This is a genomic window from Paenibacillus daejeonensis DSM 15491 (genome assembly GCF_000378385.1).
In the GTDB taxonomy this organism is placed as follows: domain Bacteria; phylum Bacillota; class Bacilli; order Paenibacillales; family Paenibacillaceae; genus Paenibacillus_D; species Paenibacillus_D daejeonensis.
In genome coordinates this window covers 212,204-228,465 of sequence record NZ_KB899662.1, presented here as the reverse complement: position 1 = coordinate 228,465, position 16,262 = coordinate 212,204, and the positions used below count along the sequence as shown (strand labels likewise).

Genomic DNA, 16,262 nt, shown 5'->3' with positions numbered 1-16,262 from the left:
CCACAGTTGAAGCGGAGCAGACCGATTTTTTTTAAGATTAACGGCGTTATTCTCATCTTGCTCATTCCTACGGTCATCCTGTACACGTATTTCAGTACATCCAGCGTGCAGGTGATTGACTCGCAGATGAAAGCCTACAAGGAGAGCCAGCTGCTCTTCCTCCAAAGCCAGATTAAATCCAATGTGGAGCGGCTGTCGCTGTCCTCCAACGTGCTCGCACGGGACTCTTCGATTCTGGACCTGTATCTCAGTATTCTCCGGAAGGACTATCTGCGGATGATTGAATACCAGTCGCTGGTCAAAGAAAAGCTCTATCTGCAGAGCTTCTCCAGCCATTGGTCCAATGAGCTCTCCGTCTATATCCCCGATATCCAGACCCGTATCTCCACCACCCTGGGCAGCAGCTATGACCCGACCGTACTGGAGCAATCCGATAACGGCGTGTGGGAATTTCAGGCCGGCTCTCAGGCACAAGATGCCTACTACCAGATGTTGATCTGGGATCCTTATCTCTCCAAAGACCAGCCGGATTCGGTAAATGCGGTATTCGAAGTACGTTTCGGAATTGATAATGTCCGCCAAATGCTGCGTCAGTACAACACCGAAAATCCCGGTCACAGCTTCCTGATGACTGAATCCGGAGAGGTCTTCTCGGATACGGGTGCCAACGACGCTAACTATGCCGAGCTCGGTTCCAGCCTGTTGGCAGAGGGGCTGGAAGGGATCGGCAACCACAATATGACGGTGGATGGCAAAGAGGTCTATCTAAGCTACGCACCTGTGCCGCATCTCGGTGCCTGGCTGGTGGATTATGTGCCGCTGGAGCAGTTTCACGCTCCGATTATCCAGAGCCGCAACCTGTTCTACATCAGCATGCTGGTATTGGTGGTGCTCGGTTTTTGCGCTTCCTACCTGCTCTATCTGCATGTGCAGAAGCCGTTGTCTACCTTGATTAAAGGCCTCAAGCAGTTCGAAATAGGGGACTACGGGTATCGGATCCAGCAGCGGTTTCATAATGAATTTGATTACATGATGCACCGGTTTAACGACATGGGCCGGGAAATTCAGCATCTGGTTCAAAATGTGTATGAGGAGCAGAACCGCTCCCGACTGGCCACGCTCAAGCAGCTGCAATCCCAGATCAATCCCCATTTCCTCTACAACTGTCTCTCGTTCATCGCGGCCTGCGCCAAAGCGGGCGAAACGAAAACGATCAAGGATATGGCTTATCATCTTGGGGGCTATTATCGGTACACGACGCGAGTGGAGAATCAAAAGGCAACGCTTCAAGAAGAGATGAATCTTGTCCAGCACTACCTGCAGATTTATACGTACCGGCTGGAGCGGGTGGATTACCGTATCGAGGTGCCGGAGGACATGCTGGGGGAGCCGGTCATGCGTCTCATTGTTCAACCGGTGGTCGAGAATGCGATTATGCATGGCGTCGAGCCGAAGCCCGGTCCGGGACTTGTCGTCGTCCGGGGACGGAGAGAGGCGGGATGGACCATCCTGCAGGTCGAAGACAGCGGCGTAGGCATGACTGAACACGCGATTGCTGACTATAGACAACAGCTGGAGCTGCCGATGAGCGAGGAAACCGGCTGTGGGCTATGGAACGTTCACCAGCGATTGAAGGTTCGATACGGCGAAGGAGCTGGCGTGACGATTGAGCGTTCGGAAACATTAAAGGGGATGTCCATCTCGTTGCGCTGGAAAACAGAACTAGGAGCAGACACAAAGGAGAATAGCTATGAGCCGACTTTTATTTGTTGATGATGAACCGGTAATCCTGAAGAGCATGGTGGCCAATGATTGGGGGGCGATCGGCATCGAGCAGGTCTATCAGGCGACAACGGGCCTGGAAGCGGTGGAGCTAATCGAAAGCTTGGCGATCGACATTGTCGTGACAGATATCCGGATGCCGGGGATGGATGGATTGCAGTTATGCAAGTACGTGCAGGAGCATCACCCGCTGACCAAGTGTATTCTGCTGTCGGGCTACGGAGAGTTTGAATATGCCAAGCAAGCGATCGTCTACGGGACAGCCAATTATCTGCTCAAGCCGGTGTCGGATGAAGAGCTCATGGCCGAAGTGGCGCGGGTCAAAATGCTACAGGAGCAGGAATGGGATCGCATTGGCTCGTTTGAGCGGGCGAGGCAGACTCTGCATGCCCATCTGCCTTTGCTGCGCTCAAACCTGCTGGGGGATTTGTTAGGCGGAATGCGCTTGCCGCAAGCTGTGCTGGCTGAGCGGATGCGGGAGTATCAGCTGTCTTTTGAACCCGGCGCCGCCAGCACACTGATGCTGGTCCGGCTCGACGACTCGGCATCCATCCATGAATCCTCGCTCTATACCTTCGCGGTCGGCAACATTGCCGCTGAATTGCTGGGCAGCCAGTATGAGATATGGTTATATACAGATGCCAACGGGTATCTGTGTCTGCTGATGCAGAACAAGAACCGGACCCAGCCTGCACTGGCAGAAGAGAGCAAACAGTTGGAGAAGCTGGCGCATGAGTTGATTTTGAAGGTAGCAGCCTTCCTCAAGGGGGAGATTTCTGTCCTAATCGGAGAGACGCGGTCCTTCCCAGGTGAATTGGTTGACCAATACCGGCGTTCTCTCAATGCCTTCCGCAAAATCCCCCGCAGCGACCGTGGAATCGTAGTTCGTTCGGAGGAAGCTCGGACGCAATCCCGGTCATTGGACTCTCTGTATGCCCCGCCGAGCTTTCAGCAGCTGCTCGAAGCAAGGCGCTGGCCGGAGGCCAGTCAGAAGCTGGCTGCGCTGTTTGAAGAAATGCGTGCCAAGAAGCTGGATACGGAAGAACATATTAGTGAAGTGGTCTATACGCTGATGAATGCTTTTCTGTATCTGGCACATCAACAAGGCAAAACACTGATGGAGCTGACAGGGTTTGAGGCCGATATCGCAGCAGAGCAGGGCGTGTTCAGCCGGCTGGATCATGTGATGGAGTGGGCGGAGATGGCGCTCCGCAATGTGACGACTGCGGGAGGACGAGAGTTCAAGGATAACAAGAGTCAGCTCATCTCCAAGATTCACCGATTTATCGAAGATCAGATTGCGCGGGATGTCTCGCTGCAGGCGATTGCCGATCATGTTGGACTGCACCCGGCCTATCTCTCCTCCCTCTACAAGCAGGAGACCAAAGAGAATATTAGCGATTTTATTATGCGGTACCGCATGGAGAAGGCGAGCGTACTGCTGCGGACGACGGACATCAAAATTTATGAGCTGTCCAGTATGTTGGGCTTTCAGAACCCGCCGTATTTCAGCAAACTGTTCAAGTATCACTACCGGATGACGCCGAACGAATACCGGGAACGTAACCAGGCGGAATCTTAACAAATTGCTATACGATCTTAAAACTTTATCTCTTACCCAGCTGTAAGCGCTGTAATAAGATTAAGTTGCATCTCAATACAGCAGATTCAAGGGAGGTTCACCTAGACACATGGTTAAAAAGTCCATTCTACTGATGTTCGCAGCGCTGCTTGTCTTCACGCTGGCAGCTTGCTCGACGAACTCGAACAATGCGGGGGAGCAAACAGGAGGCCAGACGGAGCCTGGTAATTCGGCAGAGGCACCACCGGCAGAGACGGATGCCAATGCGGAAGCCATTCAAAACGGCACGCACAAGTTTGACCCGCCGGTGACCATTACGACGGTAAAAGCGACCGATGGTACGCTGAAATTCAAAAATGGTGAAAATCTGGAGAACAACGTACACACGAAGTGGGCCAGAGAAGAGCTTGGCATTGAGCTTAAAAATCTCTGGGAGTCGCCTGGAGATCAATTCGCTACCAAGGTACGGCTCATGCTGACGGCCAAGGAAGATCTTCCGGATGTGATCAATACCGAAGATATGGGTCTCATCAATGAGTTGATCCAATCTGGACACTACCGGGACATTACACAGGACTTTGAAACATATGCCTCGCAGGCCGTAAAGGATGTCTACGATTCCCATCCGCTGATGTGGAGTCAGGTGACGCACGAAGGCAAACGGATGGCCCTGCCGAACTTTGCCCATGCAGGCAATGACAATGGCGTTCTGTGGGTGCGTACCGACTGGCTGGAAGCAGCAAATATGGAGGCGCCGGAAACCTTCGAGGACCTCGAAGCGGTAATGCAGGCGTTCCTGGAGCTTAACGCTGATTCTATCCCGCTTGGTCTGAGTCTTGGCTCGGGCGGCAACCATCCGAATCCGTTCGCTGGCTGGCTCGGCGAGAGCACATGGGTATTCGGTCCTTATGGCACCATTCCGTACCAGTGGCTGGAGCGTGATGGCGAACTCGTACATGGCTCAACGCTGCCGGAGATGAAGGACGGTCTGACGCGTCTGAACGATTGGTTCAACAAAGGGTTTATCTCCAAGGAGGCAGGCCTGCATGATGAGAACAAGCTTGCCGAATTGATCGGTCAAGGTCGCGTGGGTATGGTAGTGGCGCCTTACTGGCTGCCAAACTGGCCGATTCCGGATCTGAAGAATAATGTGGAAGGCGCAGATATGAAGCCGTTCCCGCTGCCAACCGTGGATGGCAAATCAGCCTCCCGCGACACAACCTTTCTCAGAGGCGGTATGCTGGTCAAGCAGGATTTTGAACATGTGGATGCACTGTTCTTGTACCTGAACCGGATTTTCGGCCGTATCATGAATGAGCCGGATAGTGAGTTCGAGCACGGCTGGGCGCTTGACTATGACTATACGATCCTGCCGGACGGTACCGTATCCGTGTCCGAGGATGATATTCCAGGAGAGAAAGTATCCGTCTCCAAATATGTGCTGATTGATCCAAAGAATCCATTCACCAATCTGGAGATGCTGGCGAATATCAGCCGCGGCGTAGAGCCGCAGACCTCCGCAGAGAAACGCGCGGCCCAGACTAATCCTGACACGCTTCGGGCGGCAGAGATTGTCGTAGACGGCTGGGACAGCGGCTCGGCGATTGCCCAGCAATTCACGGGTTCGCCGACACCTGCGATGCAGTCCAAGAACGGAATTCTGATCAAGCTGGAATCGGATACGTTCATCAACATGATCTATGGCAAAAAGCCAATCACGGACTTCGAAAATTTCGTCGAAGAGTGGAAAAGCATTGGCGGTAACGATGTAACGAAGGAAGCGAATGAGTGGTATCAGAACATGAAGTAGCAGGTCGGGGGGGCCGCCGGAAGCGGCTGGCCCCCTGCTTGTTGATAATGATTCCAACCGGAGATGAGAGCTTTGCAAAAAAGCACTGGAAGAAAGAGGCGTACTGCGCCTGTGATGATGGTGACATTAACGGCCTTGGTTCTTTTGCTTGCAGGCGCAGGTTTTGCGCTCCGGGTTGCGGGAGAGCCAGCGGGGTCGGTCGTAGTTGCTGAGGTCAATGGCGACCCGATTACGGTCTGGGAGCTGAATCATTTTGCCGGGGAACACCGGGCTTCAGTCATTGAGCGTTATAGCCAGCTGACGGAGGAGGCGGTGGATGAAACCTTCTGGCATCAGGAGAAGGAAGGCCGGACGCCGATGGAGGCATTGCGGGAGCAGTCGCTTGCAGACGCGATTCAGATGAAGATCGAGCTGCAGCTTGCTCGGGAGCATAGCATTATTGAAAGCGTTTCCTACGAGAGTGTAATGGCACAAATGGAGCAAGAAAATGAACGGCGCGCAGCGGTGGTAGCTAAGGGTGGACCGATCTACGGACCGCTCCATTTTGAAACGCATACATTCATCGATTTCTTCCGCAGCAAGACGAGGACCTTGCTCCTAGAAGAGCTGGCGTTGGGAGAGCTGATGCCCGGAGAGGGGGAGCTGGAGCGTTACTACGAGCAGCAACTGCCTGATCTGATGCCTGCCGAGGACCGGATTATCTATGACCAATATACGATAACCTACCTGCTGGAGGGCGAACCCAATGAAGCGCTGCGGATCGAGGCGGGGCGGCTTGCGGAGGAGTTGCGTCAGCAGCTGCAATCCACTTCACTCGGTGACCAGAAACTGGCTGCCGACGACAGGATACATACCGAGCCGGGGCTTGTTCTGGACAGCGCCAATGCATCGCGGATGTACAGAAGCGAAAACGCCTTATATATGGCTCTTCATGAAAGCGCTACCGATCAAGATTTGGCTGTGGTCATTGACGATCCGGCATCTGGCAGCTTCCTTGTGGTCCAAGTGAAGGAGCATCAGCAGGGAGAACGTCCGGCATTCGCCGCTGTCCGGGATCAAGTCCGCAAAGTTTATCTTGAACAGGCCTATGAAGACTATGTCACGTCGAAGGTTGCCGAGGCGCAGCTTGTCTTGTTGCCGGAGCTGGAGGAACAGACGATGGGGATGACACCGTAAGACAACAAACCGAGGAGGATCATAATTCATGAGAACAGGAAACCGCAAGGTAATCAGCTGGCTGTTGATTCTTGTGCTGCTGGCGGGAGCCGGAATTCCCGGATGGCCGCTGCAGGCGGCCGATGCCGCCGGAACCGAATACTTCGTAGATGCTGCAGGCGGCGATGACGGCAATCCCGGGACCAGTGAAGGCACCGCCTGGAAAACATTGAACAAGGTCAATGCCACGACCTTTCAGCCCGGTGATACGATACGATTCAAGGCGGGTGGCGTCTGGAAGGGTACGCTGTATCCGAAAGGCTCCGGCGTAGAAGGCAGTCCAATTCGCATCGACCGCTACGGTGAAGGTCCCAAGCCGCTGATTGCCGGGGATGGCGCGGATGCGGCGGTATACTTTTACAGTCAGGAATATTGGGAAGTGCGCCATCTGGAGATTACCAACTATGCGGCAACTGGCGGCGAGCGCCGGGGCATCCATGTTGCAGGGAACAGTGGCGGTTGGAACAACCCGAAGGTGTACCGGCATTTTGTGTTCGAGTACCTGGACATTCACAGCATCAAAGGCAGTCTGGCCATGGATTATGCCCATAATGGAGGCATTATCATCTGGGATCCCAGCTGGAACTATGTCGTAACGGATGTGACGATTCAGCATAACAAGATCTACTCGCTGGACAGTGTAGGCATTTACCTGAATGGGGGGAGTCGCCCGTATTCGTTCAACAACAAGGTTGCGGACAACGTCATGTATGATATCGGAGGCGACGGTGCTTTCATCCTCAATACGACCAATGGTCTGATTGAGCGTAATGTTGTCTATGATACGCACAAGCGTTCAACTAGTTATCATGTACCGCTCTGGTTATTCGAATCGAAGGACTCGATTATCCAATATAATGAGGTATTCAATACGCATCCGGGCGGCGATGCGATGGCGTACGATTCCGACTACAAGAGCGAAGGCACCATTATCCAATACAATTACAGTCACAATAACGCCGGAGGCATGTCGCTTGCAGTCAATGACGGCACGCAGGCGGCGAACTTCAATCGTGATACGATCATTCGGTACAATATTAGCCAGAGTGATCTGGGGGCCGTGTTCAATTACAGCGGCACGCCGGAGAACACGCATGTTTACAATAATACGGTCTATATCCCGCCAGGCTCGACGACCAAGGTTGTCGACACGCTCAACTGGGGCGGCTGGGCCAAGAATCAGACGTATACGAACAATCTCATCGTCAATCTTGGCAGCGGCGGTTACAACTTTGGCTCGAGTACAGGCAATGTGTTTGATAACAACCTGTTCTATGGCAATCATCCGCAGAACGTCCTGGACATGGATGTGAACAAGATCGTTGCAGACCCGCTGCTGGCTGCTCCGGGAACGGGACGCATTGGAAGAGATACACTTGCCGGCTATCAGCTGCTGGAAGGCTCACCTGCGATCGGCAGCGGCGCCATTATTCCCGACAACGGCGGACTGGACTTTTTCGGCAATGTCGTGCCGGCCAACCAGCAGCCGAATATCGGCGCTTATGAAGGACCGGGTATCCCAGAAGGTGAAGTGCCGCCGGGGGCGGACATTGACAACCTCCTCGTCAATCCGGGCTTTGAGAACAATTTTACCGGCTGGGGGGTAACCTTCGGTGGCGCAGCGGTCGTTGACACCGACGTCCGAAGCGGGGAGAAGGCGGCCCGGTTGGCGAATGCCGTATCAGGCATTGAACAGACCCTCGCACTCAAGCCGAACACGATTTATAAGCTGTCGGGTTACAGCAAGAACAGCGGCGGTGGAAGGGCACTGCTAGGCGTCAAGAATCATGGCCAATCGCCCAAAGAGGTCGTAATAGGCGCAACGACCGACTATGCGGCTCGTGAGGTAGCCTTTACGACGGGACCTGCGGCCACTAGCGGGGTCATCTACCTCTACAAGCATGATGGAGGCGGTGCGGTCCTCATTGACGACCTGCTGCTATACGAGTACGGAGCGGTCGATCCGCCAGCGGCTCCGCCGGAGCTGCCGCCAGAGCCGCTGCCGGGCAAGCAGAATCTGGCCCTTGCAGCTGAACTGACAGCCAGCTCCTACAATCCGCTGTATCCGCCATCCCTTGCAACGGATGGTTCCAAGGACATTAACAGCCGCTGGATAACGGCAGCGGGCAGTACGGCTCCACACTGGCTGGAGCTGGCGTGGGATGAAAGCTATGACATCGACCGCATCCGCTTATGGAGTGGTGCAGGTGCTGGGACGACCAACTGGCAAATTCGTGACTTCCAGATTCAGTACTGGTCGGGCGGGGCCTGGCAAGAGGCAGCGGCTGTCACGAACAATCCGATGGACGCCCGGATCAACCAGTTCAACGATCTGACCTTCCCGGTCATTCACACGGATAAAATCAGACTATATGTCACTAACGGTACGGTGAGTCCGCAGACGAACGATAATCATGCACGTGTATTTGAACTGGAGGTATGGGAGCATGATCCGGATCCACAGGGACCAGAAATTCCGCCAGTTTATGTTCACGGCATTCATGTGACGCCGCAGAACCGCATTACCAAGCTGGATGTTGGGGATACGTTGGCGTTCGCAGCCCAAGTTCTGCCTGCCCGCGCGGATGATCCGTCAGTGACCTGGCGCGTGGAAGATGAAACTGGCGCGCCTTCAACGGCTGCTGCGATCAATCAGCAGGGCGTGCTGACCGCAGTGTCGGCGGGCACTGTGACTGTGGTGGCAGCGGCAGAGGACGGCTCCGGAGTCACCGGCCGCGTCCTTATCGAGATTACGGACCCGCCGGCACGTCCGAATCTGGCGCCCCAAGCAACGGTAACCGCCAGCTCCGTACACGAGAGCGGGAATTTCCCGCCGACTCTGGCGGTCAATGGCAACAAGCATACGGGCTCCGACCGCTGGGTTACGGGACCGGAAGGGCCCCACTGGCTGGAATTGGCCTGGGAGCAGTCGCAAGAGGTAGAGGGGGCGCGGGTATGGAGCGGACAAAGCGACGCCAAAGGCATGCAGCTGTCAGACTTCGAGATCCAGGCTTGGGATGGTGACGCCTGGTCCACGCTAGCGGCAGTTGAAGGCAATGCGGATGACAATTATGTCGGACAATATACTGAGTTGTCCTGGGAGCCGGTGCAGACCGAGCGGCTGCGGCTCTACATAACCAAGGGTAACGAGCGCTCCGATGAGCGGGCGCGGGTTTTTGAGCTTGAAGTCTACGGCGGGGAAGCCGGGCCTGGTACAGATCCGGAGCCAGAGCCAGACCCAGTGCTTCCCGTATTGCAAGTGAGTGGCCCCGCGAGCGTCTATGCTGGCCAGCGGGTTGAACTGACGGTCGACGCTTCCGAGAGCGACGAGGACTATACAACAATGAGCGCCATTGTAGCCTATGATCCTGAGGTGCTCAGCTTCGAGACGACGGTCGGGGAGGACGGCATGGTATCGTTGACAGACGAGGCCATCTCCACCAGCCGTGATGGCGTGACGGTGCTGGGTTCTGCTGTGAAACAATCGGAAGGTTTGATATACGTCCTGCTAAGCGCGCCGGGCCGGACGCTGCAGGCCAGTGGGGAATGGTTCCGACTGCATGGCAGCGTGAAGACAGAGGTGTCCTCCGGCGACACGACGGTTCACCTGACAAAAGCAGATATCATCGACGGGGATGGGGAGGTCCGTCCGCTCTCTATTGAAACGGCTAGACATCTCCTCACCGTGACGCTTGCCGATCGGACGGCGCTCGGCGGGGCGATTGCAGAAGCACAAGCACTTCATGACGATTCGAGTGAAGGCGCGGCAGCCGGACAATATCCCGCAGGGTCCAAAGCAATACTGCAGACGGCTATTCAGACAGCGCAAGCGATTTATGATGATCCAGCGCAGTCTCAGCAAGCGGTGAACGAAGCGCTAACAGCGATTAGTGGTGCAGTACAGACCTTCCGTGCTTCGGTAAATCAATCGACACCTGTAGATAAAGGTGCGCTGCGGGAGACGATCCAATTGGCAGAGCGTCTGCATGATGGCGCTTCAATTGGCAGCAAGGTGGGACAATATCCGCAAGCAGGAGCAACAGCGTTGCAGGAGGCCATCACAGCCGCCAAAGCAGTGGAAGCAGGGAGCCCATCCCAGTCCACAGTCAATACAGCTGTGGAGACGCTGAATACAGAGATGGCGGCTTTCCGACAGCTGCGGGTGACACTGGTAGTAGGCGAGACACAAATTACGCTGAAAACCTTGTCCGTCGTAGCCCGTTACTTCGGTCTTACGTCTGAGGCCGTCAACTGGCACGAGGCTGCTGCAGCCGATGTGCTGAATCAGCAGGAAATTACCATTCAATCCCTGGCGGCGGTTGCTCGTATGATTCTCTCCGACTGGTATGATGCGTAATCGCGGGCAGAGCTGGACCTTGCGGATTCGGAGGTTTCTGTTGATGGGATGTGCGATGCTGCTGCTCTTGCCGGCTCTTGTGCCGGCAGGAGCAGTCCAGGCGGCAGCGGTGCCCGTCGTGACTCTGGAAGCAGCAGAGGGCAGTGATAAAATTGAGGTGGTTGTTCGCGTTCTTGGTGCTCGGGATCTGTATGCCTGGGACATCGTTATCCACTATGATGCTGAACGGCTGCGCTGGCTGGACGCGAAGACTGGATTGCCGGGTTATGCCGTTCAGCCGATTCATCAGCCTGGCCAGGTGAGGTACGCCCATACCAGAACTGGCCAGGGGAGCGGCAGGGACGGGGATTTCGAGCTCGCTCGGCTGAGTTTTCAGCGGATTGCGGAAGGGGCGGCGATGGTTGGCATTGAGAACGCCAAGCTGGTAGACTCCAAGCTGGCTATGGAGGAGGTTCAGCCAAAGCAGCCCGTCGTTATCGAGAGTGGTGTCTCGCCTGGTGGATTCTCTGACCTGGATGGTCACTGGTCAAGGGAGGCCGTCCTGGAGGGCGTCGCCCGCGGGATCGTCAGCGGCTTCGAGGACGGCACGTTCCGGCCGGACCTGCAGGTGACCCGCGAGGCATTCGCGGTGCTGCTGGTACGTGCGCTCGGAGATGGTTCAAGTGAGGGAATGACAGCCGGGGATTTATTATCCGGCCAATCAGACGACGGACAGCCGGCTGGCCATACGACCGGGGTCACAGGGACGGTTTTCACAGATGAGAAGTCCATAGCGTCGTGGGCAATCCAGGCTGTGCAAGCAGCAGTAACGCAGCAGTGGATCATCGGCTACGAGGACGGCTCCTTCCGCCCCAAGCAGCCGATTACACGCCAGGAGCTGGCCGCGATCATCGCCCGAACGATGGATCGCTCCGCACCTGCTGATCCATCTGTATTGTCCCGCTTTGCTGATCGCCACCAGCTTGGGGAGTGGGCGATAGAGCCCATGGCCCTGGCAGTGGAAGCAGGTCTGCTGCAGGGCCGCGGTCCTCGGCTCCTGGGGCCACTGGAGCGGACAACGCGAGCGGAGGCGGTTACTCTGATTCTGCGAATCGTGTCCAACTAACTATCGCGCTTAACTTTACCGGTAACATCATGCACTTTAACTAGCCGTCTCCACGCCGATCACGGTGCTGGAGACGGCTTTTTTGAGCAGCCTCAGCTTAGAACAGAGCCCCCAGTGAAGTATTCGCCGAAGGAGCCTGCAAGACACGTGTGTAAGGAAACTGAGACACGCTATTGGGTGCAAAATTGGCATACTGCAATTCTAACGAAACTACATCACTTTATTATTGCAAAATTTCCCTGTTTGCCCTGGAATTCCTTGGTATAGAGATACACAGATTCGTTAGAAATAGAATTCGAGCAAAATCATCAAGATAGCGTTATGTCGTTTCCTTAGCGAAAAAAGGCTAATCCGAGCATCCAGGGTGATACACGTGCCATCTCTCAAAAGATTGCATTTTAGTGATTGACTGGACAGCCCACATTCTGCTAAAGTATTAATACCTAGTGAAATAATAGGAATTAACGTACCAAAGCCTATAAACAGGGCGATCGGACATACCGAAGGTCTGGGAGGGTTACTTAAGGTGAATGTGATGTTTCGCAGCCGCTGGTGGAGCTTCGGATTCCGAAGTACCGTCATGCTGTATTTTCTCGTACTAATCGTCTTACCCATCATTGGTGTTTATGGTCAATCCTTCTCGCTTGGCTGGCAGCCATTTTGGGAAAGTGTCAGTGACCCCCTGGCTTGGAAAGCGGTTCTGCTTACCATCCGGCTGGCTGTCATCGCTGCACTCATCAATGTTGCCGTAGGTACCATGATCGGCTGGGTACTCATCCGCTACTCCTTCTGGGGGCGCCGATTGCTCAACAGTCTGGTTGATCTGCCGTTCGCGTTGCCAACTGCGGTAGGCGGCTTGATGATCCTGCTGCTGCTCGGACCGAATAGCCTCGTAGGCGATATTGCCGGCTTTTTCGGGATTGAGATCGTCTTCCATGAACCTGCGATTGTGATCGCTATGGTTTTCGTTACCTTTCCGTTTGTCATCCGTGCGGTACAGCCACTCCTGGAGGAGATGGACCGTTCGGAGGAGGAGGCGGCTTACACGCTTGGCGCATCCAAGGCCAAGACCTTCTTCCAGGTCATTCTGCCGACGATGACACCGGGAATTATGAGCGGAGGCATGTTGGCCTTCTCGCGCGCCCTCGCAGAGTTCGGAGCCGTAGTTCTGATTGCGGGCAATATCCCGGGCCGGACGCTGGTTGCGTCTGTTTACATCTTCGGCGAAGTGGAGAGCGATAATCCACAAGGCGCGGCCTCGGTATCTATTATCTTGTTGACCCTCTCCTTCCTTATCCTCTGGATCGTGAATGTGATTCAGTCCAGGAGGGCGGGCGCATGAAAAAATTATGGATCACCCTGACGTATGCTGTATTTACCATCTTAATCATAATTCCGTTGGTTCGGATCTTCATCGGGTCCTGGGAAGAAGGCTGGGGCGGATTTGTAGAAGCAATTACAAGGCCGCAATCTCTGCATGCACTGTATATGACGGGGATCATCGTTGTTACCGTCACGATTATTAATACGCTATTCGGTGTCATGCTTGCTCTGTATCTGGTGCGTGCCACCTGGCTCAGCAAGCGGCTGCGGCAGCTGCTTAACAGCATTGTGGATTTGCCGTTTGCGGTTTCGCCTGTTATCGGCGGTTTAATGATCGTACTGTTGCTCGGACCGAACACCATTATTGGCAGCTTCTTTGGCGATTTGGGCTTCAAGGTCGTTTACGCGCTTCCGGGTATGATTCTGGCAACACTGTTCGTCACCTTTCCCCTCATGATTCGCGAAGTGATGCCGGTGCTGCAAGAAATCGGGACCCAGCAGGAAGAAGCCTCCTCGACGCTGGGGGCATACCCGTTCTATACCTTCTGGAAAGTGACCTGGCCCTCGATCCGCTGGGGCGTGATCTACGGAGTTGTACTCACGGTTGCACGTTCGATGGGCGAGTTCGGAGCGGTGCTGGTTGTATCGGGCAATATCATGAACAAGACGCAGACAGCAACGACACTGGTTTATCAGGACGTGGAGAATTTCAACGTGCTGGCAGCCAACAGTGTGGCGCTTGTACTGGCTGCAGTATCATTCGGACTGCTTCTGTTAATGGAGTGGGCGAAGAAACGAAGGGAGCACTAAGCCATGCATATCGAGGTCACACAGCTTAACAAGCAATTCGGTGAATTTCATGCGGTGCAGGATGTCAGCTTCTCGATCGAGAAGGGGAGACTGATCGGTCTGCTCGGTCCCAGCGGTGGCGGCAAAACCTCCATCCTCCGCATGCTGGCTGGATTGGAGACGCCTACCTCAGGCGATATCGTCTTCCATGGCAAACGCGTCAATGATTTGCCGCCGCAGGAGCGGGGCATCGGGTTTGTTTTTCAGAACTACGCGTTGTTTAAGCATATGACGGTCTTCGAGAATATCGCTTTTGGCCTGAAGGTAAAGAAACAATCCAAAGAACAAATCCGCGAGCGTGTCACTACGCTTGTTGAGCTGACTGGCCTCAAGGGCTTCGAACATCGGCTGCCGCACCAGCTCTCTGGCGGTCAGCGCCAGCGGGTAGCGTTCGCGCGTGCACTGGCTCCAGAGCCGCAATTGCTGCTGCTTGACGAACCGTTTGCCGCAATCGATGCCAAGATTCGTCAAGAGCTGCGGACGTGGCTCAAGGAAATGATTGAGCGGCTCGGCATTACCTCCATTTTCGTTACCCATGACCAGGATGAGGCGATTGAGGTAGCAGATGAGATCATGATCATCAACAAGGGCAAGCTGGAGCAGAAAGGATCGCCGTGGGATATCTATAAAAGTCCGCAGACGCAATTTGTGGCCAGCTTCATCGGCGAATCGACGATTGTGGAGGACATCTCCAAGCTGAAAGGCTTCGAAGCTGCATCCGCCCACCCTGGCGTCAAAGCGCTGATCCGGCCGGAATATATCGAGATCGGCAAGCTGCATGAGTTCAAGATTGCTTCGGCGACGGAGCCTGGGCGAATCAAGCAGCTGCACTTCCGCGGCAGCGAATGGATGGTTGAGGTGACGGTCGGTGACATCACGCTGATCACGTATCGCTCCCTGGAAAAAGATATTCTGCAGCCTGGCGAAGAAATCAATGTTCTGGTTCACCGTGCTTACCTCTTCACCAATGATGAGAGCTGGATTATGGAAAACCGATTGAAGGAAGATCCAATGCCGGTTCATATCTAAAATTAGGTAGAAAGTGTTGTGTAAAGCATATGCCATTATCGAATCTCATTAGGCGATCCTTAGGCCGCAGCAAGCTATTGCTTGTCCTGTGCGCCGCGCTTGCCGTCAGCGGCTGCACCGGGACCAATCATGAGACGGTGGACGGCGAGCCGGTGCAGCAGGGGGATGTTACCCTGGTCATTGGAGCGTATTCGGTGGTTAAGGATGTATTTGCAGAGCTCTTGCCGATGTTCCAGGAGCATTGGCTGGAGCAAAGCGGGCAGACGGTAACGTTTCAGGAATCATATGAGGCGTCGGGGACGCAGGCGCGGGCCATTGTCGGCGGCTTCGAGGCAGATGTGACGGTGCTGGCGATGGAGGGGGACGTTGAGCGGATCGAGAAAGCGGGCATGATTACGCACGACTGGCGGGAGCAAGGTGCCGGCGGCATGATTACGCGCTCGATCGTTGTGCTGGGCACCCGGGACGGCAACCCCAAGGACATTCGCGATTGGGAGGATCTGACCCGGGACGGCGTCAAGGTGCTGTACCCCAATCCCAAGACATCAGGTGGCGCGCAATGGGACATTAATGCCATCTACGGCGCCGGGTTGAAGCGCTCGGAACGTCAATCGGGCACGGCTGATCCCGCGTATGCCAAGCAGTTCCTCGAACAGGTTCATGCCAATATCGAATCGCTGGACAAGAGCGGCCGTGCTTCCATGGCGGCATTTGAATATGGTGTGGGAGACGTCATCGTCACCTATGAGAATGAATTGCTGGCCCGGATTGCACAAGGCGTGCCATATGATATCGTGATCCCTGAAGATACCATTCTCATTGAAAACCCTGCCGCAGTCATCGACAAAAACGTCGATCAGCACGGGACCCGAGAAGTGGCGGAGGCTTTTGTAGAATATCTATACAGTGAAGAAGCCCAGTCGCTATTCATGGATTACGGCTTCCGACCGGCTAACGATGTGCTAGAAGAGGCCGCACAGGAGCAATTCACCATCCCAGAAGGGCTATTCGATATCGAGTACCTGGGAGGCTGGCCCGAAGTTCGTGAGCTGCTATACTCCAAGAGAGGCGTCTGGTACCAAGTGCTGGCTGGACTATAAACAAATGCCCCACAGTCTAGATGACTGTGGGGCATTTTGCTACGCGTTCAGGCTGTCCTTAAAGGCCGAAGAGGCACGGAATCGAATCTGGAGAAGCGAAGCGTTCGCCT

The 16,262-nt window shown here is 54.9% G+C and carries 10 protein-coding genes; all 10 read left to right on the top strand.

All coding sequences use genetic code 11. The features are described from left to right. Positions 1–6 precede the first annotated feature (6 nt). The 10 genes from F556_RS0114450 (at position 7) to F556_RS0114405 (ending at position 16,152) form a co-directional block, all read left to right on the top strand. On the top strand, positions 7–1,773 hold the full coding sequence (locus F556_RS0114450) for a sensor histidine kinase (RefSeq protein ID WP_020617685.1): 1,767 nt from the start codon (positions 7–9) through the stop codon (positions 1,771–1,773). Next, positions 1,751–3,364, top strand: coding sequence for a response regulator transcription factor (locus F556_RS0114445; protein WP_020617684.1), 1,614 nt, complete (start codon positions 1,751–1,753; stop codon positions 3,362–3,364). Before F556_RS0114450 ends, F556_RS0114445 begins: the two co-directional genes overlap by 23 nt. A 109-nt stretch (positions 3,365–3,473) precedes the next feature. Further along, positions 3,474–5,174 carry a type 2 periplasmic-binding domain-containing protein gene (locus tag F556_RS34065; RefSeq protein ID WP_020617683.1) on the top strand — a complete coding sequence of 567 codons (1,701 nt, stop codon included), beginning with the start codon at positions 3,474–3,476 and terminating at the stop codon, positions 5,172–5,174. A gap of 114 nt (positions 5,175–5,288) precedes the next feature. Continuing rightward, entirely contained in the window at positions 5,289–6,350 is a 1,062-nt protein-coding gene (locus tag F556_RS0114435; RefSeq protein ID WP_020617682.1) for a hypothetical protein, read from the top strand. Between the two features lie 28 nt (positions 6,351–6,378). Then, on the top strand, positions 6,379–10,746 hold the full coding sequence (locus F556_RS0114430) for a discoidin domain-containing protein (protein ID WP_020617681.1): 4,368 nt from the start codon (positions 6,379–6,381) through the stop codon (positions 10,744–10,746). Between the two features lie 43 nt (positions 10,747–10,789). Beyond that, a complete protein-coding gene (locus F556_RS0114425; protein ID WP_020617680.1) occupies positions 10,790–11,851 on the top strand; it encodes an S-layer homology domain-containing protein in 1,062 nt (353 codons plus the stop codon). 535 nt (positions 11,852–12,386) lie between these two features. Further along, positions 12,387–13,193, top strand: a complete 807-nt coding sequence (cysT, locus tag F556_RS0114420; RefSeq protein ID WP_040716621.1) for a sulfate ABC transporter permease subunit CysT — start codon at positions 12,387–12,389, stop codon at positions 13,191–13,193. Beyond that, positions 13,190–13,984, top strand: a complete 795-nt coding sequence (locus F556_RS0114415) for a sulfate ABC transporter permease subunit (protein ID WP_020617678.1) — start codon at positions 13,190–13,192, stop codon at positions 13,982–13,984. Before cysT ends, F556_RS0114415 begins: the two co-directional genes overlap by 4 nt. A gap of 3 nt (positions 13,985–13,987) precedes the next feature. Further along, a complete protein-coding gene (locus F556_RS0114410; protein WP_020617677.1) occupies positions 13,988–15,052 on the top strand; it encodes a sulfate/molybdate ABC transporter ATP-binding protein in 1,065 nt (354 codons plus the stop codon). A 29-nt stretch (positions 15,053–15,081) separates the two neighbouring features. Continuing rightward, entirely contained in the window at positions 15,082–16,152 is a 1,071-nt protein-coding gene (locus F556_RS0114405) for a sulfate ABC transporter substrate-binding protein (protein WP_020617676.1), read from the top strand. The last annotated feature ends 110 nt before the right edge of the window (positions 16,153–16,262 follow it).